This window comes from Arthrobacter sp. PAMC25564 (genome assembly GCF_004798705.1).
Classification (GTDB): domain Bacteria; phylum Actinomycetota; class Actinomycetes; order Actinomycetales; family Micrococcaceae; genus Arthrobacter.
The window spans coordinates 2,237,706-2,258,101 of the sequence record NZ_CP039290.1 but is presented as its reverse complement, the minus strand read 5'-3'; the positions used below and the strand labels follow the sequence as shown (position 1 = coordinate 2,258,101).

Annotated in this window: 19 protein-coding genes, 3 tRNA genes and 1 pseudogene; 11 read left to right on the top strand and 12 right to left on the bottom strand. The window is 67.0% G+C overall.

Translation table 11 applies throughout. The annotated features are described in order from the left end of the window. Window positions 1–84: 84 nt before the first annotated feature. Both tig and E5206_RS10510 read right to left on the bottom strand, forming a co-directional pair. Entirely contained in the window at window positions 85–1,494 is a 1,410-nt protein-coding gene (gene tig, locus E5206_RS10515) for a trigger factor (protein WP_136322433.1), read from the bottom strand. 67 nt (window positions 1,495–1,561) lie between these two features. Next, a tRNA-Pro gene (locus E5206_RS10510) sits at window positions 1,562–1,636 on the bottom strand. A 154-nt stretch (window positions 1,637–1,790) separates the two neighbouring features. Between E5206_RS10510 and E5206_RS10505 the strand changes: the two genes are divergently transcribed. After that, a tRNA-Gly gene (locus tag E5206_RS10505) sits at window positions 1,791–1,864 on the top strand. Window positions 1,865–2,120: 256 nt separating this feature from the next. Here E5206_RS10505 and E5206_RS10500 read toward each other — a convergent pair. The 3 genes from E5206_RS10500 to E5206_RS10490 all read right to left on the bottom strand — a co-directional run bounded on the left by E5206_RS10500 (window position 2,121) and on the right by E5206_RS10490 (window position 4,636). Then, on the bottom strand, window positions 2,121–3,047 hold the full coding sequence (locus E5206_RS10500) for a DNA glycosylase (RefSeq protein ID WP_136322432.1): 927 nt from the start codon (window positions 3,045–3,047) through the stop codon (window positions 2,121–2,123). Continuing rightward, window positions 3,047–3,541, bottom strand: coding sequence for a ribose-5-phosphate isomerase (locus E5206_RS10495; protein WP_136322431.1), 495 nt, complete (start codon window positions 3,539–3,541; stop codon window positions 3,047–3,049). The genes E5206_RS10500 and E5206_RS10495 overlap by 1 nt, the downstream gene beginning before the upstream one ends. A 93-nt stretch (window positions 3,542–3,634) precedes the next feature. Then, complete coding sequence (locus E5206_RS10490) at window positions 3,635–4,636, bottom strand: hypothetical protein (RefSeq protein ID WP_136322430.1); 1,002 nt, start codon at window positions 4,634–4,636, stop codon at window positions 3,635–3,637. 144 nt (window positions 4,637–4,780) lie between these two features. Between E5206_RS10490 and pepN the strand changes: the two genes are divergently transcribed. The 4 genes from pepN to E5206_RS10470 all read left to right on the top strand — a co-directional run bounded on the left by pepN (window position 4,781) and on the right by E5206_RS10470 (window position 9,042). Then, a complete protein-coding gene (pepN, locus tag E5206_RS10485) occupies window positions 4,781–7,336 on the top strand; it encodes an aminopeptidase N (RefSeq protein ID WP_136322429.1) in 2,556 nt (851 codons plus the stop codon). A gap of 2 nt (window positions 7,337–7,338) precedes the next feature. Further along, on the top strand, window positions 7,339–7,824 hold the full coding sequence (locus E5206_RS10480; RefSeq protein ID WP_136322428.1) for an OsmC family protein: 486 nt from the start codon (window positions 7,339–7,341) through the stop codon (window positions 7,822–7,824). A gap of 91 nt (window positions 7,825–7,915) precedes the next feature. Then, window positions 7,916–8,581 carry a mechanosensitive ion channel domain-containing protein gene (locus tag E5206_RS10475; RefSeq protein WP_136322427.1) on the top strand — a complete coding sequence of 222 codons (666 nt, stop codon included), beginning with the start codon at window positions 7,916–7,918 and terminating at the stop codon, window positions 8,579–8,581. Between the two features lie 2 nt (window positions 8,582–8,583). Next, on the top strand, window positions 8,584–9,042 hold the full coding sequence (locus E5206_RS10470) for a globin (protein WP_136322426.1): 459 nt from the start codon (window positions 8,584–8,586) through the stop codon (window positions 9,040–9,042). A 54-nt stretch (window positions 9,043–9,096) separates the two neighbouring features. Here the strand turns inward: E5206_RS10470 and E5206_RS10465 are convergent, their stop codons facing one another. Next, window positions 9,097–9,756 carry a hypothetical protein gene (locus E5206_RS10465; RefSeq protein ID WP_136322425.1) on the bottom strand — a complete coding sequence of 220 codons (660 nt, stop codon included), beginning with the start codon at window positions 9,754–9,756 and terminating at the stop codon, window positions 9,097–9,099. Between the two features lie 63 nt (window positions 9,757–9,819). Here E5206_RS10465 and E5206_RS10460 point away from each other — a divergent pair, with 63 nt between their 5' ends. Further along, window positions 9,820–10,767 (top strand): acyl-CoA thioesterase II, encoded by a 948-nt coding sequence (locus E5206_RS10460; RefSeq protein WP_136322424.1) that lies wholly within the window; start codon window positions 9,820–9,822, stop codon window positions 10,765–10,767. A 96-nt stretch (window positions 10,768–10,863) separates the two neighbouring features. On the opposite strand, the gene ettA is transcribed toward E5206_RS10460, so the two are convergent. The 3 genes from ettA to E5206_RS10445 form a co-directional block, all read right to left on the bottom strand. Continuing rightward, the gene (ettA, locus tag E5206_RS10455) at window positions 10,864–12,546 is read right to left on the bottom strand and encodes an energy-dependent translational throttle protein EttA (RefSeq protein ID WP_136322423.1); all 1,683 of its coding nucleotides are present in this window, start codon (window positions 12,544–12,546) and stop codon (window positions 10,864–10,866) included. Between the two features lie 96 nt (window positions 12,547–12,642). Next, window positions 12,643–13,191 carry a hypothetical protein gene (locus E5206_RS19575; protein ID WP_240689633.1) on the bottom strand — a complete coding sequence of 183 codons (549 nt, stop codon included), beginning with the start codon at window positions 13,189–13,191 and terminating at the stop codon, window positions 12,643–12,645. Between the two features lie 152 nt (window positions 13,192–13,343). Further along, complete coding sequence (locus E5206_RS10445; RefSeq protein WP_136322422.1) at window positions 13,344–13,895, bottom strand: single-stranded DNA-binding protein; 552 nt, start codon at window positions 13,893–13,895, stop codon at window positions 13,344–13,346. 236 nt (window positions 13,896–14,131) lie between these two features. Between E5206_RS10445 and E5206_RS10440 the strand changes: the two genes are divergently transcribed. Then, window positions 14,132–14,204: transfer RNA gene (locus E5206_RS10440), tRNA-Arg, on the top strand. Between the two features lie 88 nt (window positions 14,205–14,292). On the opposite strand, the gene E5206_RS10435 is transcribed toward E5206_RS10440, so the two are convergent. Beyond that, complete coding sequence (locus tag E5206_RS10435; RefSeq protein WP_136322421.1) at window positions 14,293–15,309, bottom strand: magnesium and cobalt transport protein CorA; 1,017 nt, start codon at window positions 15,307–15,309, stop codon at window positions 14,293–14,295. 157 nt (window positions 15,310–15,466) lie between these two features. Here E5206_RS10435 and E5206_RS10430 point away from each other — a divergent pair, with 157 nt between their 5' ends. Then, complete coding sequence (locus E5206_RS10430; RefSeq protein ID WP_136322420.1) at window positions 15,467–15,844, top strand: VOC family protein; 378 nt, start codon at window positions 15,467–15,469, stop codon at window positions 15,842–15,844. 190 nt (window positions 15,845–16,034) lie between these two features. Next, the gene (locus E5206_RS10425) at window positions 16,035–16,505 is read left to right on the top strand and encodes a lipopolysaccharide assembly protein LapA domain-containing protein (protein ID WP_240689632.1); all 471 of its coding nucleotides are present in this window, start codon (window positions 16,035–16,037) and stop codon (window positions 16,503–16,505) included. Window positions 16,506–16,583: 78 nt separating this feature from the next. Here E5206_RS10425 and map read toward each other — a convergent pair whose 3' ends face one another. Further along, complete coding sequence (gene map, locus E5206_RS10420; RefSeq protein WP_136322419.1) at window positions 16,584–17,351, bottom strand: type I methionyl aminopeptidase; 768 nt, start codon at window positions 17,349–17,351, stop codon at window positions 16,584–16,586. 78 nt (window positions 17,352–17,429) lie between these two features. On the opposite strand from map, the pseudogene E5206_RS10415 reads away from it, so the two are divergent. Further along, window positions 17,430–17,906: pseudogene (locus E5206_RS10415) on the top strand (DNA alkylation repair protein); the annotation flags it as partial. Window positions 17,907–17,939: 33 nt separating this feature from the next. Here the strand turns inward: E5206_RS10415 and mptB are convergent. After that, window positions 17,940–19,505: a polyprenol phosphomannose-dependent alpha 1,6 mannosyltransferase MptB gene (mptB, locus tag E5206_RS10410; RefSeq protein ID WP_205759896.1), complete on the bottom strand. Its 1,566-nt coding sequence runs from the start codon at window positions 19,503–19,505 to the stop codon at window positions 17,940–17,942. A 200-nt stretch (window positions 19,506–19,705) separates the two neighbouring features. Between mptB and orn the strand changes: the two genes are divergently transcribed. After that, entirely contained in the window at window positions 19,706–20,320 is a 615-nt protein-coding gene (orn, locus tag E5206_RS10405) for an oligoribonuclease (protein WP_240690164.1), read from the top strand. The last annotated feature ends 76 nt before the right edge of the window (window positions 20,321–20,396 follow it).

The following is a 20,396-nucleotide window of genomic DNA, read 5'->3' as shown; positions in this document are numbered from 1 at the left end:
GCCTGCGGGCCAGGCAACGGCTTAAAAGACGCAGCCCCCGGATCAGTGATCCAGGGGCTGCGCAGGCTGCCGGAGCAGGGAGTGTTAGAACTTCACTGCTGCCGGGTCATCGCTCGGCGTGGAGTCCGTGGCGGCTTGCTCGGCAGTGGTGGCGGCGGCGGTTTCCTCGTCGGCGGTTGCCGCTTCAGCGGGAGCCTCGTCGCCGCCGGGGCGGACGAATTCGCTGAGGTCAACCTTGTTGCCCTCAGAGTCCGTCACCTCGGCCTTGCCCAGGACGACGGCCAGTGCCTTGCGGCGGCGCACCTCGGAAACCATCATGGGGACCTGGCCGCTCTGATCGATGATCTGGGCGAACTGGTTCGGGTCCATGCCGTACTGGCTGGCGGTGCTGACGATGTAGTCGATCAGCTCGTTCTGGCTGACGTTGACTTCTTCCTTGTCCGCGATGGCGTCGAGGATGATCTCGTTCTGGAAGGCACGCGCGGTGTTGGCCTTGACCTCGGCGCGGTGCTCTTCGGTGTCGTGCTCTTCTTCACCGTGGGAGTTCTCGGCCTTGAAGTGCTGCTCGAGCTGCTCTTCGACGACGGAATCCGGAACGGGGACCTCAACGAGCTCGACGAGCTTGTCGAGGACCTTGTCGCGGGCCTCAACGCCCTGCTCGACGACCTTGGACTCGGCGGCCTGCTTGGCGAGGTCCTCGCGGAGCTCGGCCAGGGTGTCGAACTCGGAGGCGAGCTGGGCGAAGTCATCGTCGGCCTCGGGCAGTTCGCGCTCCTTGACGGACTTGACGACGACCTTGACCTGGGCCGCCTCGCCGGCGTGCTCGCCGCCCACGAGGGTGGTATCGAAGATGGCGTCTTCGTCTGCGCTGAGGCCGGTGACGGCTTCGTCGAGGCCTTCAAGCATGGTGCCGGCGCCGACCTGGTAGGACAGACCGGATGCGGAGTCGACCTCGGTGTCGTCGATGGATGCAGCGATGTCGATCGTCAGGAAGTCCTTGTCGGCGGCCGGGCGGTCAACGGACTTCAGCGTGCCGAAACGGCCGCGGAGCTCGTCAAGGGCCTTGTCGACGTCGGCGTCGGAGGACTCTGCTGCGGCAACCTCAACCTTGATGCCCTCGTAGTCCGGGAGTTCGATCTCCGGTCGGACGTCAACCTCGGCGTGGAACTTGAGTTCGCCGTCGGTGGCGGACGGGTCCGGGACCTCGGTGATTTCGACCTCGGGACGGCTCAGCGGACGGATGCCGGTTTCCTGGACAGCCGCCTGGTACCAGCCGTTGAGGCCTTCGTTGATGGCAGTCTCCAGGACGTAGCCACGGCCAACGCGCTGGTCAATGAGCTTGGAGGGGACCTTGCCCTTGCGGAAACCGGGGACCTGGATCTGCGAAGCAACAGTCTTGTATGCCTCTGCGATGCTGGGCTTCAATTCCTCAAAGGGGACCTCAACATTGAGCTTGACCCGCGTGGGGGTGAGGTTCTCGACAGCGCTCTTCACAGTCTAAGTACTCCTGGCTTGGGGGGATGGGGTTCTGCATTGCCACGTTCTGGCAGGACTCGCAGAGTCGGGGTGACAGGATTTGAACCTGCGACTTCCTGCTCCCAAAGCAGGCGCTCTAGCCAAGCTGAGCTACACCCCGTAAGTGCACAGAACAGTCTACGGTCATACGGTGCCGATTTGCACATTTGACACTGGGGCACTGAATTGGGTTTAGTTGTATCCGGCTTCAACAGCCGCCCGGAAGTCTTCCCGATCAGCCTGGTCCACCGGAACAGGTGCACCGGCAGATTCCCGGGGACGTAGCTTAGTGGTAAAGCCTCAGTCTTCCAAACTGATGATGCGGGTTCGATTCCCGTCGTCCCCTCCAGGACAGAATACGAAAAAGCCCCTCCGCTGAGGGGCTTTTTTGTGTCTCCATTTTTCAGGACTGTGTCTAGTGGTGATTTTGGCTCGTTCGACGGGGTTTCAGGTCCAGGCTTCTCCTCGCCGGGGGGACATGCCCAGCCTTCGCGCCCGGGAGCGGGCATCACCGGAATATGTCCATTCGCCAGCCCCGGCGTGGGGCATGTCCGGAGGAGGCGTCGCACTCCTTCCCGGTTGCCCGCCACCGGTGTCCTTCTCCATCACCCCTGCTGGCAGGCCGGACACCAGTAGAGTTTCCGGGCCCCCAACTCCGTCAGGGCGATCGTGGTTCCGCAGTCCCGGCAGTCGAGGCCCTGCCGCCGGTAGACGAAGTGGGCATCGCCCGGGGCTGGCAACCCGCCGCCGGACTCACCTGGCCCGCCGTCGGGCGCGCTCCAATAGCGCGGCGGAGTGGTGACGATCCGGCCGTCGCGGACGCCGTCGGACATCATCGCCACGGTGTCATCCCAGAGCAGCCGCGCCGCCTCGGCGGGCAGCGCCGCCCCCGGCAGCCACGGGTCCAGCCGCTGCCGGAACAGCAGTTCGGCGCGGTACACATTCCCCACGCCCGCAATCAGTTTCTGGTCCATCAGCAGCGCAGCGACCGGCGTGCGCCGGGCCAGCATCCCGGCTACGAAGCCGTCCCGGTCACCGGGAAGGTTACGCAGCGGATCCGGTCCCAGCCGGGCCACCACGGCCGCGGCTTCCGCCTCCGTGATGGCTTCACACGTCGTGGCACCGCGGAGATCGGCCCAGCCGTGGCCGCTGGCGAGCCGCACGCGGACGGCGCCGACCGGCGCGGGCGGCCCGGCGTAGGCGGGCATCAAGGTGTCAGCCTCGCCGTCGTCGTAGACCTCCCGCTCCCCCACCTTGCGCGGCGCGCCGATGCTGGAGGCCCCGCGGAAGGTGGCGTCGCCGCCGAAGTCCCAGGCGCCGTAGAGGCCCAGATGGACGTGGAGCACCAGGCCGTGCTCGAAGTCCAGGAACAGATGCTTTCCATGCGCGACGGCGCCGGTGAGGGTGTAGCCGTCCAGCAGCGTCGCTCCCTGGGCGAACCTGCCCTGCGGACTGGAAACCGCGAGGCGCTCCCCCGCAAGGACGTCGCCGAACTGGCGCGCCAGCCGGTGGACCGAATGCCCTTCGGGCACTACTCGACGACCTCGCCGGTGCGCTCGTACGTGGCGATCTTGCCGATCCGGCGGACGTGGCGCTCGTCGTTGCTGAAGGGCTCGGTGAGGAAGGCTTCGATGATGGCGGTCGCCTCGTCCACGCTGTGCTGGCGGCCGCCGACGGCGACGACGTTGGCGTCGTTGTGCTCGCGGGCCAGCCTGGCCGTGGAGAGGTTCCAAGCCAGGGCCGCGCGGACGCCCTTGACCTTGTTGGCCGCGATCTGCTCGCCGTTGCCGGAGCCTCCGAGAACGATGCCGAGGGCGTTGGTGCCGGCTTCCTGGTCGGCCACGACGGCGCGGGCGGCGTTGATGCAGAAGGACGGGTAGTCGTCCTGCGCGTCGTAGGCCTTGGGCCCGTGGTCGACCACGTCGTAGCCCTTGGCGCCCAGGTGGCTGACGAGGTGGGCGCTGAGTTCCATGCCGGCGTGGTCGGTGGCGATGTGCACGCGCGGGAAATCGGTGGAGGTGGTCACGGCGTATCCGTTCAGTTGGGGCTCCGGCTGTTTCGGGTTCGGGGCTGCCGGGCTGCGGTTGGGGGCTGTTCCAAGCGTACTAGGGCGCCGTCGTCACAGATCCGCAGCTTCGCCGTTGCGGCGGGCGCGGGCCGCCACCCGGGACAGGACCTGCGCGATGTTGTCGGCCGCGGCGATGCTTCCGCCGCTCACCGTCAGGTGCCGCCCGTCGGAACGGTCGACGACGACGGCCGGGCCGCTGCTGACCAGCAGGGCCGTTGTGGCGCCGTGGCTCCGGTAGCCCCAGCCGCCGTAATCGGCGGCCCTGACTTCCTTCGGCGTCGCGGCGTCGATCGCCGCGGCGGGCACGTCCATCACCCGCACGAATCCCGCCGCGAACACGCGGAACCCGCTCCGGTCCACCCGGATGCGGGCGACCAGGAACGCCGCGGCCAGCAGCGCTATGGCCACCAAAAGCGCAGCCAGCCACGGCACGGCGATGGTGAGCAGGGCCGCGGGCAACAGCGTCGCGATGCCGATCATGACAAAGACCGAGCTGCGGGCGTGGACCCACAGGCTGACGGAGTCCCGGGCCAGCTCGGGATCCTGTTCGCGTTCCAGCGCCTCCCGCATGGCCTGGTCATCGTCGACCGACCAGCGTTCATCCGCTTTGAACACAAACCCCATGACAACCCCGAGACCCAGGGCCGCCCCGCTGCCCATGGCCAGGACGGACACGTCCACCCGGGCGTCCCGCGCGTTGTCCAGGCCCAACTGGCCCACCAGCACGGCGGCGAGGACAGTGGTGACAAAGAGGCTCAGGGCCAGGCCGGCCCCCATCATGATGCGGCGCATCAGCGCCGGACGGGACAGCGGTACGGCCTGCAGCAACACGGCCCAGCCGATCAGCACGATCAGCGCCGCACCGCTCCCCACGACGGCACCGAACGGCGCAAAATCCGCGGCCCCGTTCCCGGTCCAGCGGACGGCCAGCGGCTCCGGCAAGTCGGACCGGACCAGGAAGGCGCAGACGGTGAAGCCGGCAGCCAGCATCACCGGGAACCCCACTGCAAAGCGCAGGGCCCTGACGTCCACAGAATCCCGGAAGTTTCCCATACTCCAACGCTACCCCGGTGCGCTTGCGCTGATGAGGATTGTTGTGATCCGCACAACTTGCCAGCGGCCCGAAGCGTGAAAGAATAATTTCAAAGTATCGACTTCACTGTTTCTATCCTTTTCTGGAGGCCAACTTTGCCCGGTATGAACCTGACACGCACCGAAGCCCGCGAGCGCGCAGCCCTGATCGCCGTCGAATCCTATGAAGTCAGCCTGGACCTGACCCGGGGCGAGAAGGTCTTCGGCTCCACCACGGCCGTCAAGTTCACGGCAAAGCCGGGGTCCTCGACGTTTATCGACGCCGTCACCCATGCCGTGCAGAGCGTGACCCTGAACGGCCGCGAGCTGGATCCGGCCGAGGTCTCCGACGGTGTCCGCATCCAGCTGCCGGGACTCGCCGCGGCGAACGAGCTGCTGATCGTGGCCGAAGCCCCCTACATGAACACCGGCGAGGGCCTGCACCGCTTTGTGGATCCGGTGGACAACGAGGTCTACCTGTACACCCAGTTCGAGGTCCCGGACGCCCGGCGGATGTTCGCCGTCTTCGAACAGCCCGACCTCAAGGCCAGCTTCACCTTCGCCGTGACGGCGCCCGCGCATTGGGACGTCGTGTCCAATTCCCCCACCCCGGCACCGGTCGGGACCACTCCGGGTACCGACGGCGGCGCCCGCTCCGTGTGGGATTTCGCCCCTACGCCCAGGATTTCCTCCTACGTAACCGCCCTGATCGCCGGACCGTACCAGTCCGTCCGCAGCGAGGTGACCTCCGCCGAGGGCCGAGTCACGCCGCTGGGCCTCTTTGCCCGCAAGTCCCTCATGCAGTACCTCGATGCGGAGAACATCTTCGAGCTCACCCGGCAGGGCTTCGAGTTCTACGAGGCGCAGTTCGGCTGCCCTTACCCGTTCGAGAAGTACGACCAGCTGTTCGTGCCCGAGTTCAACGCCGGTGCCATGGAAAACGCCGGCGCCGTCACCATCCTGGAAGGCTACGTCTTCCGCAGCAAGGTCACGGACGCCCAGGTGGAGCGCCGCGCCATCACGGTGCTGCACGAGCTTGCGCACATGTGGTTCGGTGACCTCGTAACGATGCGCTGGTGGAACGACCTGTGGCTCAACGAGTCCTTCGCCGAGTACATGTCCCACCTTGCCGCCGTGGAGAACACGAAGTTCGACCACGCCTGGACCACCTTCGCCTCCGTGGAGAAGTCCTGGGCCTACCGGCAGGACCAGCTGCCCACCACGCACCCGATCTTCGCCGAGATCAACGACCTGCAGGACGTCGAGGTCAACTTCGACGGCATCACCTACGCCAAGGGAGCCTCGGTGCTGCGCCAGCTGGTGGCCTGGGTGGGGCCGGACGAATTCATGGCCGGCGTCCGCGAATACTTCCGCAAGTACGCCTGGCAGAACACCGAGCTCAACGAGCTGATGGCCGAGCTGGAGAAGGCCAGCGGCCGCGACCTGGACAAGTGGGGCCGGCTCTGGCTGGAAACCTCCGGCGTCAACACGCTCACGCCGGAGCTCTCTGTCGGGGAGGACGGCGTGATCAGCTCCTTCACGATCCTCCAGTCGGCAACCGCGGACCAGCCCACCCTCCGGCCGCACCGGCTCGCCGTCGGCTTCTACAACCTCAACGGCGCCGGCAAGCTGGAGCGCGTCCACCGGGAGGAGCTCGACGTCGACGGCGAGCGCACCGAGGTTCCGGCGCTGGCCGGGCTCGCGCGCCCGGACCTGGTCCTGCTCAACGACGACGACCTCGCCTACGCCAAGGTCCGCCTCGACCCGGCGTCCCTCTTGACGGCGACGGCCCACCTGAAGGACTTCAGCCAGAGCCTGCCCCGGACCCTCGTCTGGGGCTCGGCCTGGGACGCGGCCCGCGACGGCGAGACCCCGGCCCGCGGCTACGTGGAACTGATCCTTGCCAACATCGCCGAGGAGTCCGATTCCTCGGTGATCCTGGTCCAGCTCCGGCAGCTGGCCACCACGCTGGGCTTCTACGTTGCCGAGGAACACAAGGAGGCCACCGCCGTTGCCGCGGCGGACCGGCTCTGGGAGCTCGCCTCCGGCGCAGCGTCCGGCTCCGACACGCAGCTGCAGTTCGTGAAGTCCTACGCCCTGCTGGCACGCAGCGCCGGACAGCTGGACACGGTCGCCGGCCTGCTGGACGGCTCGCTGACGCTGGACGGCCTCACGGTGGACCAGGACCTGCGCTGGGAACTGATCGCCTCCCTCGTCACCGGCGGCCGCGCCGGGCAGGAACAGATCGACGCCGAGCTGGAACACGACAACACCGCCAACGGCCAGAACGCGGCGGCCCTCGCCACGGCGGCCATCCCCACCCCGGAGGCGAAGGCCGCGGCGTGGGAATCGATTGTGGTCAAGGGGGACCTGTCCAACGCCCTGCAGGGCTCGGCGGTGAACGGCTTCACCCGGGTGCTGGACACGTCCTTGCTGGAGCCCTACTCCGAGAAGTATTTCGAGGCCGTTCCGGGCATCGTGGCGAACCGCACGCACGCCCTGGCCCAGCAGATCGTCGTCGGGCTTTACCCGGCGCAGCTGACCACGCAGGAGACGGTGGACCGCACGGACAAATTCCTGGCCTCGCTGCCGGAGGACAGCACGGCGCTGCGGCGCATGATGCTCGAGAACCGCGACGGCGTGGCCCGCGCCCTGCGGGCCCGCCAGGCCGACGTCGGCTGATCATGAGCCTTGACGAACACCGCTACGTGCTGACGGTCCGCTGGACGGGGAACCGGGGTGAAGGGACGGCGTCGTACCGCGGCTATTCACGGGACCACGACGTCGAGATCCCCGGGCTGCCGGTGTTGCACGGCTCGGCTGATCCGACCTTCCACGGGGACCGTCAGCGCTACAACCCCGAGCAGCTGCTGCTGGCGGCACTGTCCCAATGCCATATGCTCTCCTTCCTGCATGTGGCCGTGAAGCACGGCGTCATCGTGACGGCGTACGAGGACCAGGCTGCCGGGCTGATGCGGACCAACCCGGACGGCAGCGGCCAGTTCGAGTCGGTCACGCTGAAACCCGGCGTCACCGTCGCCGCCCCCGTCGCCTTGGAGCTGTTGGAGCAACTGCACGCCGAGGCGAACAAGCTCTGCTTCATCGCCCGGAGCGTGAACTTCCCGGTGCTCCACGAGCCGACGGCCAGGGTGGATCCGCAGGCGGGCTGAGCCGCGTACCGCGGGGACAAGGATGCGGATGGGTCCACCGGACGGCGCTAATGTGGAAGGTAGCTAAAGTCTTAAGGAGCTTCCCCCGCCGATGTACAGCCCGTATTCGACCACACCCATCACGCCTCCGGATATTTCGGTGATCAATGTCCCCGGTGTCCTCATCAGCATTGGGGTAGGCGTCGCCATCTGGCTCGTCGCCTCCTTCCTGATCGCCGGGATCACGAAGCGCGTCGCCGCCGGCACCAAGTTCCTCAAGAAGCCGCATTTCCGCTGGGTGGCACCGGCCCTGCGTGCCTTGGACCACGAACGCCGGGTCCAGCGGGCCCACACGATCGGTTCCCTGCTCAACAGCATTGTCGGTGTCCTGATCTCCGTCATCACCATCATCTATGTGTTCAAGAACCTGAACGTGGACATCGCCCCGCTGCTGACCAGCGTCGGAATCCTTGGTGTCGCGATCGGCTTCGGCGCCCAGCAGCTCATCCGGGACTTCCTGGCCGGCATTTTCATCACCATCGAGGACCAGTACGGGATCGGCGACGTCATCGAATCATCCGAGGTCGTCGGCACGGTCGAGGCCATGGGCCTGCGGATCACCCGGGTCAGGGCCGACGACGGCACGGTCTGGTACCTGCGCAACGGAGAAATCCTGCGCGTCGGCAACCGTTCCCAGGGCACCTATATCCCTCCCACCGAGGAACCGTCGGACAGCACCGACGCCGGCACCGGACGCCCGCAACAGGCCGGAGAATAACCATGACGATCCCCAGCGCCGGGGAACCCCGGCAGCCCAAAATGCTGATGCAGAATGACCCGTTCAGCCAGCCCGGTTACACGGACAATTTCTACGACGCCGTCGGCGGCCATGAGACGTTCGTGAAGCTGATCGACGTGTTCTACGACGGCGTCGCGACGGACCCGCTGCTGCGGCCCATGTACCCGGAAGCGGACCTCGGCCCGGCCAAGCGCCGCTTCCTGATGTTCCTGGAGCAGTACTGGGGCGGCCCCACGAGCTACGGCGAGGAACGCGGACACCCCCGGCTCCGGATGCGGCACCAGCCCTTCCGGGTCACGCCCGAGGCGAAGGAGCGCTGGCTGCACCACATGCGCACCGCGGTGGATGCCCTGGAGTTGGCGCCGCTGTATGAGGGGACGCTCTGGGACTACCTGGAGCGGGCCGCCCTGTCGATGGTGAACAGCCCCTCGGAGGCCTGAGCGCGCCTCGGGCCACGGTTACCGGGCAGGCTTACCGGGCAGCGACTGTAGCGGTCAGAGACCGGATCCGGTCCGGGCCAGGACATGCCCGCGGGGTCCGCTGAGCCGGAACCAGCGGCCGGCCCGGTACAGCTTCTGCTCGCCGTCGGCCAGGAACCCCAGGGTGAGGGCTGCAAAGGCGGCACCTGCCGGGAGCCCTCCGCCGTCGGGCAGTGCCCTGCCCCAGACCGTTGCCCTGGCGTTGTTGACGATCAGCGCGCCCGGCTTGTCCGGAATGATCGCGGCGACCTCGGCGATGCCGGCTTCCGCGGCCTGCCGCAGTGCGACGTCCTGCACGGTGCCCAGCAGTGCCCAGCCGCTCCGGGGCGCGCCGATCCCGGCCCAGGACTCGGCGACGGTGACCGGCGGCAGCGGCAGTTCGACGTCGTGCTCGCCCGCGTGCGCCAGCCGGTCCAGAACCGCGGACAGCGGCACCGTCACGTCCGTGTCCGCCGGCTGCGCCAGCGCCATGGTCCGCAACCCGAGGATGGTCGGTGTGGACTCCCCCAGCAGGCGGGGCCGGAGCACGCATACGTAGGCGGCCAGGACAGGACCGGAGGCCTGGAGCCGGATGGCACCGTCGTCAATGGACCTGGCGCGGGTGGCATAGGTGCGCAGGTCGGCAAGGTCGCTGGGATCGTTGAACTTCAGGGGCTGGGTTAGGACATCAGACACAATATGGACTCTACCGGGTGCGCCTCTTTTGGGCGGTGCGGCGGGGACGTCTAGAGTCAAACCATGACTGAAGCCGAAGCCGGATTGCAGGGCCTGCGTGCCCAAGACCCCACCTCCTCGCTGATCGAATTGCTCGACCTCGGAGAGCTCCAGGGCGCCCGAACCGACGAGGACATCTTCATGGGTCCTTCGCAGAAGCAGCCCCGGCATCGTGTTTTCGGCGGACAGGTCCTGGCGCAGTCGCTCATTGCCGCAATGCGCACGGTGGAAGAGGGACGCAGCGTGCACTCGATGCACGGCTACTTCCTGCGTCCGGGTGACGCCAACGAACCGATCACCTTCGGCGTCCAGCGCCTCCGTGACGGGCGCTCCTTCTCGGCGCGCCAGGTCCACGCGTACCAGGAGGGAAAGCCCATCCTGTCCATGATCGCCTCGTTCCAGACCCCCGACGAAGGCATCGAGCACCAGTCAGTGATGCCGTCCGGGATCCCCGATCCGGAGTCCCTGCCCAGCACGGCAGACCTGCTGGGCAAGTTCGACCACCCGGTGGCGAGGCATTGGGCCTATGAGCGGCCGTTCGACATCCGCCACGTCGCTCCGGCGCTGTACGTCTCGGCGACGGGTGACAAGGAAGCCCGCAACGCCGTCTGGATGAAGACCTTCGGGCCGATGCCGGATGATCCCGACGTGCACCGCGCTGCCCTGGCCTTCGCGAGCGACTACACGCTGCTCGAGTCCATCCTCCGCAAGCACGGAATGAGCTGGATCACCCCGGGAATGAACGTGGCGAGCCTGGACCACGCCATGTGGTGGCACCGGCCGGTCCGGGTGGACGAGTGGCTGCTCTACGTCCAGGAGTCCCCCAGCGCCCAGGGCGCCCGCGGGCTGGCGACCGGCAAGATCTTCAACCGGGAAGGCCTGCATGTCGCCACGGTGGCGCAGGAAGGCATGATCCGCGTCCCTACCGGTCTCCCGAACGAGGTTGCCGGAGCCGCCGCGTCAAGGTCCTGAAGCACCAGATGCGCAAGGCAGAGCGCGGCTGTCCCCGGGACAACGAAATGGCCGGTTCCCCATTGGGGAGCCGGCCATTCCTTGTGATGCCAGGACTCAGTCGCGGGTAAGGCGGCGGTGGGTCACGCGGTGCGGCTTGGCCGCGTCCGGGCCCAGACGCTCGACCTTGTTCTCCTCGTAGGACTCGAAGTTGCCTTCGAACCAGTACCACTTGGAGGGGTTGGCTTCGTCGCCTTCGTAGGCGAGGATGTGGGTGGCGACCCGGTCCAGGAACCAGCGGTCGTGCGAGACCACGACGGCGCAGCCGGGGAATTCGAGCAGGGCGTTTTCCAGGCTGCTGAGCGTCTCGACGTCGAGGTCGTTGGTCGGTTCGTCAAGGAGCAGCAGGTTTCCGCCCTGCTTCAGGGTCAGGGCCAGGTTCAGGCGGTTCCGCTCACCACCGGAGAGCACACCGGCCTTCTTCTGCTGGTCCGGGCCCTTGAATCCGAAGGCGGCGACATAGGCGCGGGACGGCATTTCGACGTGGCCGACCTGGATGTAGTCGAGCCCGTCGGAGACAACCTCCCACAGGTTCTTGTTCGGGTCGATGCCGCCGCGGCTCTGGTCGGCGTAGGAGATCTTGACCGAGTCGCCGATCTTCAGTTCGCCGCCGTCGAGGGGCTCCAGCCCGACGATCGTCTTGAACAGCGTGGTCTTGCCGACGCCGTTGGGGCCGATGACGCCGACGATGCCGTTGCGGGGCAGCGTGAAGGACAGCCCGTCGATCAGGGTGCGGTCCTCGAAGCCCTTCTGCAGGTTCTTCGCTTCCAGCACCAGGCCGCCGAGGCGCGGTCCCGGCGGGATCTGGATCTCTTCGAAGTCAAGCTTGCGGGTGCGGTCTGCCTCGGCAGCCATTTCCTCGTAGCGCGCCAGGCGGGCCTTGGACTTGGTCTGGCGGCCCTTGGCGTTGGAGCGCACCCATTCGAGTTCCTCGGTGAGGCGCTTGGCCTGCTTGGCGTCCTTCTTGCCCTGGACTTCCAGGCGGGCCCGCTTCTTCTCCAGGTAGGTGGAGTAGTTGCCCTCATAGGGGTACAGGTGGCCGCGGTCGACTTCGGCGATCCATTCGGCCACGTGGTCGAGGAAGTAGCGGTCGTGGGTCACGGCGAGGACGGCGCCGGCGTAGCTGGTGAGGTGCTGCTCGAGCCACAGCACACTCTCGGCGTCGAGGTGGTTGGTGGGCTCGTCCAGCAGCAGCAGGTCAGGCTTCTGGAGCAGCAGCTTGCAGAGCGCGACACGGCGGCGCTCACCACCGGAGAGGAGCGTGACATCGGCCTCGGGCGGCGGGCAGCGCAGGGCGTCCATAGCCTGCTCGAGCTGGGAATCGAGATCCCAGGCGTCGGCGGCATCGATCGCTTCCTGTAGCTGGCCCATTTCTTCGAGGAGGGCGTCGTAGTCAGCGTCGGGGCTGGCCATCTCTTCGGAGATCTCGTTGAAACGCTGGATCTTCCCGTAGATTTCACCGACGCCTTCCTGGACGTTGCCCAGGACGGTCTTTTCCTCGTTCAGCGGCGGCTCCTGCAGCAGGATGCCGACCGTGTAGCCGGGGCTGAGCCGGGCCTCACCGTTCGAGGGGGTGTCCAGGCCCGCCATGATCTTGAGAATGGTGGACTTGCCCGCACCATTCGGGCCAACAACACCAATCTTGGCCCCCGGGAAGAAGGACATGCTCACGTCATCGAGGATAAGTTTTTCGCCAACAGCCTTGCGGGCCTTGGTCATTGTGTAGATAAATTCCGCCATGCCTACAAATCTAGTGGCTCGGCACGGATAACTCACATTCAGGCAGCCCCGAGGCCCCGCGGGAGCCGCTCGCCAGACGGGGTCTCAGGCGGGGGTTCAGGCAGGGGTTCCCACCAGGCACCGGCCCTGTGCCAGCACCGGGAGGACGCTGACTGTAACGCTGCCCGTCCGGAGCTGGGCCACGATGCAGTCCGTGCCCAGCTTCACCGAGGCTTCGACGGCGTCGGCATCCAGGCCGGTGGGCGTCCGGCTTGCCGTGACTTCGACTTGCCCGGGGCTGAAGCCGGCGTCGGTAACGGCAGCCCGGATACGATCCGTGGCGGGCTTTCCCCCTGCCGCGACGGCACCGTCCAGCGCTGCTTGGACCCGGGCTTTCGCCGCCGCCGTGGCCGGGTCCAGCGAGGACTGCGCGCCCGCAACCGGGGACGGCGGGACCGCCGGAGTGGCCAGGGTGGCCGCGGGCGATGGGGCCGCAGGGGTGGCCGCCCCGCCGCCTGCACCGGTGGGGGCCGCACATGCGGCTGCTGACGCGAGCACCAGGACCAGGACCCCGATCGAGGCGGCAGACCGGACAGCCGGGGCTCCCCGCTGACTCCCGGCGGGGAGGCACTCCGTCCCGTTGTTGCTTCTCCTGGCTCGCATCACCCGGCAATTCTGCCACGTGCGGCGTGGCCCCGGGGCCGGGGTGCCCCGGGACCAGGGCTCCCGGAGTCAGGGAACCTCGGGGGCAGGGCACACCCCGGGGCGTTTCCTTCGTTCCCGGAGCGGCGGGCGCTGGGGCCGCGGGGATGTTCGGATCAGGCTGCCATCCCCTTCAGTTCACCGGTTTCCTCATCGACCTCCTCCGCCTCGCCGGTGGCGTCGTCAACGAAGACGTGGGACTGCGCCGCGCCTTCGTTCTCCTCCCCCTCGGCCGGCGGTTGCCCGGCGTCGCTTTCCTCATCGTCCGTGGCGGAGGTTGCGGACTGCGCGGCGGCTGCCGGGTTGCCGGCAGCGACCATGCGGGTGAAATTCGCGGAACCCCACATGAGGTCGTGGCCCACCGACTCGGCATCGATCTCCGCCACATGATAGATCCGGCCCTCCTTCTCCCAGCTCCGCATCTTCAGCCGCCCGACGACGATGACCCGCTGGCCTTTCTTAATGCTGCAGCCGATGTTTCCGGCCAACTGCCGGTAGCCCTGGACGGTGAACCAGTTCGTGTTTCCGTCGACCCAGGTGCTGGAGGCACGGTCAAAGCGCCGCTCGGTGGAACCGAGGCGGAACGACGCGGTGGCCACGCCACCGGGTGTCGTGGAACTCCTGATCTCCGAGGCGACGAAGCCACGGACCGTGATGTTGTCACTCATTCTCATGTCCTGTCTCGAATTGTCGTGCCCTTAGCAGGCATGTCCAGCTTCATCCAGCGAGCCATGCACCGCGAGGGACCGGCCGCTCCATGTGGATAACCGCAGCAGGAAAACGGTGTTGGGGAGAGGTCCGGGGCCCGGAGGACAGGCCGTCTGGCCGCCTGACCGCCGTCGGGCGCGTGACACGGTAAACTTTTTGAGGCGTCCCCGGCAGCATCCGGCCGGTACGCCGACGTGCCCCAGTAGCTCAGGGGATAGAGCAGCGGCCTTCTAATCCGCCGGTCGGGGGTTCGATTCCCTCCTGGGGCACAAGAATGCGGCTCTGACCTGCTGGAACTTTCCGCAGGTCAGAGCCGCGATCCCCACTACGGGTCCAACGCGGGCCAATCCCGAGCGCCTAGATCCATTTGTTGTGCCTGAACGTCCAGTACAGCACCAGGCCCATGGCGATCATCAGGCCCAGGGCCATCGGGTAGCCAAGAGCCCAGTCGAGTTCGGGCATGGCGCGGAAATTCATTCCGTAGATCGATGCGATCAAGGTCGGCGCGAACAGGATGGCAGCCCACGACGAGATCCGCTTGACCTGCTCGTTTTGGGCGAAGCTCGACTCCGTCAGGAGGCGCATTTCGTCGTTTTGCCGCTGGGCCACCAGGGCTGCGTTGACGGCCAAGGCATTTTGCAGCAGCGCGCGGAATGCCACAACCCGCTCCCCGAGCCTGAGGGCGTGGTCCAGGACGTCGCGGAAATGGTCCTGCAATTCAGGGTCCGGCACCCCATCCGGTCCGCTGCCCATGAGGGCCTGCAGGATTCCGGCAAGCGGGGCCGTCGCGCGCTGGAACGTGATGACCTGGCGCGAGAGTTCGTAGATCCTGCGCGACACCCCGGGATCGGCCGCGAAGAGATCATCTTCGATTTCATCGATGTCGTTTTCCAGCCCGGCCGCAACCGGTTCGTACTCGTCCACCACCTGGTCCAGAATCGCATACAACACCGCGTCCGGTCCGAGAGCCAGGAACTCAGGCTCGGACTCCATACGCCGGCGCACCCGGGCCAGATCGGGAGACTCTGCCCGGCGGATGGTCACCACAAAGTCCGTGCCGGCGAAGACATGGATCTCGCCGAACTCGACCTTCTCCACATCGTCAAGGTACCGGGCAGGCCGCAGCACCAGGAACAAGGTGTCGCCGTAGTGCTCCAGCTTCGCGCGCTGGTGGCCGGCGAGCGCGTCCTCCACCGCCAGGTGGCTCAGGTCGAATTCCTCGGCCACCGAACGCAGCTCGTCAGGGTCCGGACGGTAGAGCCCGATCCAGGCCATGCCCTGGCGCTGCCGCAGGAGAAAATACGTCTCATCCAGATCCTCGGGGTCCGCGGTCCGGTGGCCGTCCACGTACACGGCATTGTCCACAATGGTCACGGCAATGCGCCTCCTCCACAAGGCATTCCTTGGCTGTGACGTTATACCGCGCCGGGTCCGGTGCCAACAGCCGATGATTCACTATCGGCGCCGGGCCGCCGGGTCTAGGATTCGCCTTAGGCCATCCTGGCCGGTTCCTTCCACTCCGGAGGCGAAAATGTTGAGCGAAACCAGCGTCCACACGACCCTGCCCGCCATCGAGATTGAGCGGGCAAAACAGTGGTATCAGGAGAAGTTGGGCCTGTCTCCCGTCGAGGAAAGCAGCGGAGGGCTCCGCTATGAAACCGGGGGCGGGTCCGGCTTCTTTGTCTATCCCACCCCCAACCCGAATCGCGGCGGGCACACTCAGATGGGCTTCCGCGTCACCGATCTTGGCACGGAGATGTCGGCGCTGCGGGCCACCGGCGTCGTCTTCGAAGACTACGATTTTCCTGGCTTCAAAACGGCCGATGGGGTTGCGGAGGTGGACGGCCGGCGATCCGCATTCTTCAAGGACAGCGAAGGCAACCTGATCGGGCTCGTGGAATACGCCTGAGGCGTCCTGGGGGCCGGAGGGCCGTTTCCCGGGCGGCATCCGCATCTCTAACATCAGTACGCTTACTATTGACGTAGCAGGCAGGCCCGTCGGGCCTGCCTGGCGTGCCGGCCTGCGTGCCGGCATCCACGAAGCGGTGTCGATCCGCCCGTCCCGTCCCAGGGGACGACCTTGGAGAGGAATTACCGTCATGACCGAGACACCCCGCGATATTGAGCCCAATAGTTCTACGGTGGCCCGGCAGCCCGGCGCGCCCGCTTCCAGCTCGCCCGGCGACGCCCCGGCTGGAATGCCGCAGGTCCCGGCCGGCGGCGCCGAAGCCGCCACCGGGCGGGCTGAAACAGTGGAGACGCCGCCACTCGCAGTGAGGCCTGGTGCCGCCGGCCCGGCGCGGCACGAGGTTACCCGCGCCGGAATGATCTGGGTGGCCGTTGCCAGCGCCCTCGTTGTGCTGATCCTGCTCATCGCCTTCATCCTGCAAAACCAGGACTCCGTCAGCGTGAAGTTCTTCGGTTTGGACGGCGCAGTCTCGCTCGGCATGGCCCTGTTCATTGCCGCCGTGGGCGGCGGCGTGCTTGTCGCCATTGCCGGAGCCGCCCGGATCATCCAGCTCCGGCTTGCAGCCCACCGCCAGCGGGCCAAGCCAGCCGGGCGCAGCTGACGCTGCCCCAAGCGGGACAGCGGTCCGGCTGGCCGCCCCGCGGCGGCCCTGACTTGCGTAGCCCCCGCCGGCAGCCTGTCAGGGCAAGGTCAGGATGACGGGCCCGTCGGCCGTAATGGCCACGGTGTGTTCGCTGTGCGCCGCCCTGCGCCCGTTCGCCGAACGCAGGGTCCATTCATCGTCGTCGTGGAAGTAGTCATCCTTGCCACCCAGGATCAGCATCGGCTCGATGGCGATGACCAGCCCCTCCGTCAGCTTGATCCCACGACCGGGCCGGCCGTCGTTGGGGACGTGCGGATCCGCGTGCATGGTCCGGCCGATCCCGTGGCCGCCGTGGTCTGCGAGCATACCGTAGCCCGCCCGGCGGGACGCCCCGCCGATCGCATAGCCCAGATCACCCATCTTGTTCCCGATCCGGGCGGCCTCGATGCCGCGGGCCAGGGCCGCCTCCGTCGCATCGACAAGCGCCTGATCCACCGGGTCTGCAGTCCCCACGATGAAGCTGACCGCGGCATCGCCGCACCAACCGGCCAGGAAGGCGCCGCAGTCCACGCTCAGCAGATCACCGTCCTGCAGCCGGTAGTCGTTGGGGATGCCGTGCACCACGGCGTCGTTCACGCTGGTGCAGATCACCCCCGGGAACGGAACCGAGGCCCAGCGGGGCCGGTAATTCAGGAACGCCGGGGTGGCTCCCGCGTCCGCGATCGTCGCCGCAGCCACCGAATCCAGTTCCTTGAGCGAGACCCCGACGGCAGCGGAGTCCCTGACCCTGGCCAGTGCGTTCGCCACTACCCGGCCCGCCTCGCGCATCAGGGCAATCTCTTCCGGACTCTTGATCATCGACATGCGGCTTCCTTCCGACACGGACCGGCGGCCCGCTGGCATCAACTTTAGGGCCTGGCGGCCGGTGCCTAAAGTGGCACCATGGCCAAGACCCAACTGATGACCGCGATCCGTTCCGGGCTGCAGGGCGCTGCGGATCCCCTCCGGGCGGCAGGGGCGCAGGCCTACCTCAAATCCGATGCCGTCGCTGGGGGTGCGTGTGCCGGAGGTCCGCAGGATCGTGAAGGCTGCCGCTGCCGGGCTGCCCCCGGCCGCCGTCGATGAATTGAAAGCCACAGTGCTGGAACTGTGGCGCGGTGCCACGTGGCGCGAGGAACGATATGCGGCCATCGACCTCACCGGCCTCAGGCTGGCCGCCGGCGAGCTGGGCATGCTGGCGGTGTACGAGGAGATCATCCGGAGCGGGGCCTGGTGGGACCTGGCGGACGGAAGGCGATCGGCTGGGCGCTGCGCGGGTAAGCCAAGACGGATCCGGCCTGGGTCAGCGCCTTCGTGCTGCGGAACGGCGAAGAACTCAGCCCGCTGTCACGCCGGGACGCACTCAGGAACCTGCCTGCCTTACCGGCGCGGCCCCGGAACCTGGAGAAGCAGTCAGATGACCGGGCGGGTGGTGACCGGTTCGTCCGATTTGCTGAACAGCAGCTTGGTCCGCGGATCCAGGAAGATCAGGTACAGGGCAAACAGCAGGGCGATGATGGCCGCGGCGTTGCGTGCCAAGGCAAGGGCCAGGCCGAGGTCCGCGGTCTGCAGGTAGGGGAAGACTTCCAGCTGGTCCGAGATCGCGTAGACCATAAAGAAGGAGACCATGAAGTAGAGCGCCTTGACCTGCCAGTCGTCGCGGATGCCCGTGACGGCAAAGAGCGGAATGAGCCAGACAACGTACCAGGACTGGATCATCGGGGCCAGGAAGACGACGGCGGCGAACGCCAGGGTCAGGCGCCGCATCAGCCGATCGTGGTCCCCGCGGAAGATCTGCCAGGCGACGATCCCGAGGGCCAGCAGTTTACCGGCGTCGTACACCCACTTGGCCATCCCCCAGCCGTCCAGCCCGAAGGCGTTTGAGATGGAGGCGACCACCAGCCCGAGCAGGCCGACGGGGGCGTACCAGATCCAGATGCTGCCCGGGGCCGAGAGACCGTTGATCCAGCCGAAGCCGAAGCCGTTGACCAGGCTCATGGCATACAGGAGCGCCAGGCTGACCCCGGCGGTGAGCCCCCAGAAAAGGATCTTCCGGGGCCAGCCCGCGTTCTTTCCCGCCCAGAGCAGGCCGATGAACGGCAGGAAGACGATCGTTATGGGTTTGACCGAGATGGACAGCGTCACCAGCACCAGGCCGAAGACGACCCGCCTGGTCGCACAGTAGTAGAGGCCGGCCAGGGCCAGGCCGATCATGAGGGCGTCGTTGTGGACGCTGGCGATGAAGTTGGTGAGGAACAACGGGTTGGCGGCCGTCAGCCACAGGGCCCGGTGCGGATTGACGCCGTGGAGTTCGGCGAGCTTGGGCACGTAGATCACGCACAGGACGATCCCGAGCAGCGCCGCGAGGCGGAACAGCATGATGCTGGCTTCAGGCTGCACATTGGTGGACCAGACGACGAACTGTTCAATCCAGAGGAAGAGCTGCCCGTACGGGACCGGCGCCTCGGTCCACATTTTGTCCGCGCCGAGCTGGAAGTAGTTCGACAGCGCCGAGATGCCGTTTTGGTACGGGTTGAAGCCTTCCACCATCAGGCGGCCCTGGCCGATGTAGGCGTAGACGTCCCTGCTGAACAGCGGAACGGAGAACATCATGGGAAGGCCCCACGCCACGACTGCCTGGAGCGTGGCCTTGCGCGCCCCCGCTCCCCAGACGCGGACCCTTTGGCCCAGCCGCAGCCAGGCACGGACCAGCAGCATGCCCCCGACGGCCAGCAGCACGATGCACAGGCCCACGCCGACGGCTTCGGTGCGCATCCAGATGAAGAGGGGAACCCTGCGGAGTTCGGACACCGGGGCAAGCCAGCCGACGCCCAGCGAACCGATCGCCATGAACATTGATCCCAGGAACCCGGAAAGTATGGGGGAACGCGGGTTGTCCACGTCAGCAACAACTGCGGCCTGGGAGGTGCGGGACGTACCGGCAGCCGTGATCCCCGCCGCAGGTACAGGCGCCGTCATCTCAGGATCGTCCAATCTGTTGTGGGGTACGTTTCCGCCCTCAGCCGGCCGACGGATCCGGCCCGGGGCATGCCGCGATGACGAAAAATTTCGACGGCCGCGTACCCGAAATCCTAGCACCGGACGGCTCTGGGGCGGCGGAACGGTAGGCTGGGCGGGTGCCTATATCTAATGAACGCATCGTCTGGATCGACTGCGAAATGACCGGCCTGGACAACATCAAGGACGCCCTCATCGAGGTCGCCGCCCTGGTGACGGACTCGGAGCTTAATATCCTGGGTGACGGCGTCGACGTCGTCATCAAGCCGGACGACGCCGCGCTTGCCCAGATGAACGACTTCGTCCGCGACATGCACACCCAGTCCGGCCTGCTGACGGAACTCCCGCAGGGCAAGACCATGGCCGAGGCGCAGGCCGCCGTGCTCGAATACATCAAGAAGTGGGTGCCGGACCCCAAGAAAGCCCCGCTGGGCGGCAACTCGGTGGGAACGGACCGCGTCTTCCTCGCCCGGGACATGCCCGAGATCGTGGAGCACCTGCACTACCGGGTCATCGACGTCAGCACCATCAAGGAACTCTCCCGGCGCTGGTTCGCCCGGGCCTACTTCCAGTCGCCGGCCAAGCTCGGCGGCCACCGCGCACTGGGCGACATCAAGGATTCCATCGACGAACTCCGCTACTACCGCGAGGCCATCTTTGTCCCCGCGCCTGGGCCGGCGAGCGCCACGGCACAGCAGATCGCCAGGCGGATCATGGGCACCGCGGACGCCCCGGCAGACGCCGCCGGGGCAACGACGTCAGCACCCGCCGAGTAGCCTCCGAGGGCTGGCCGGGGATGTAATCTGCGCCACGTTTTGCGGAAATTTTGGCGAATTTCCCAAAAGTGGCAAA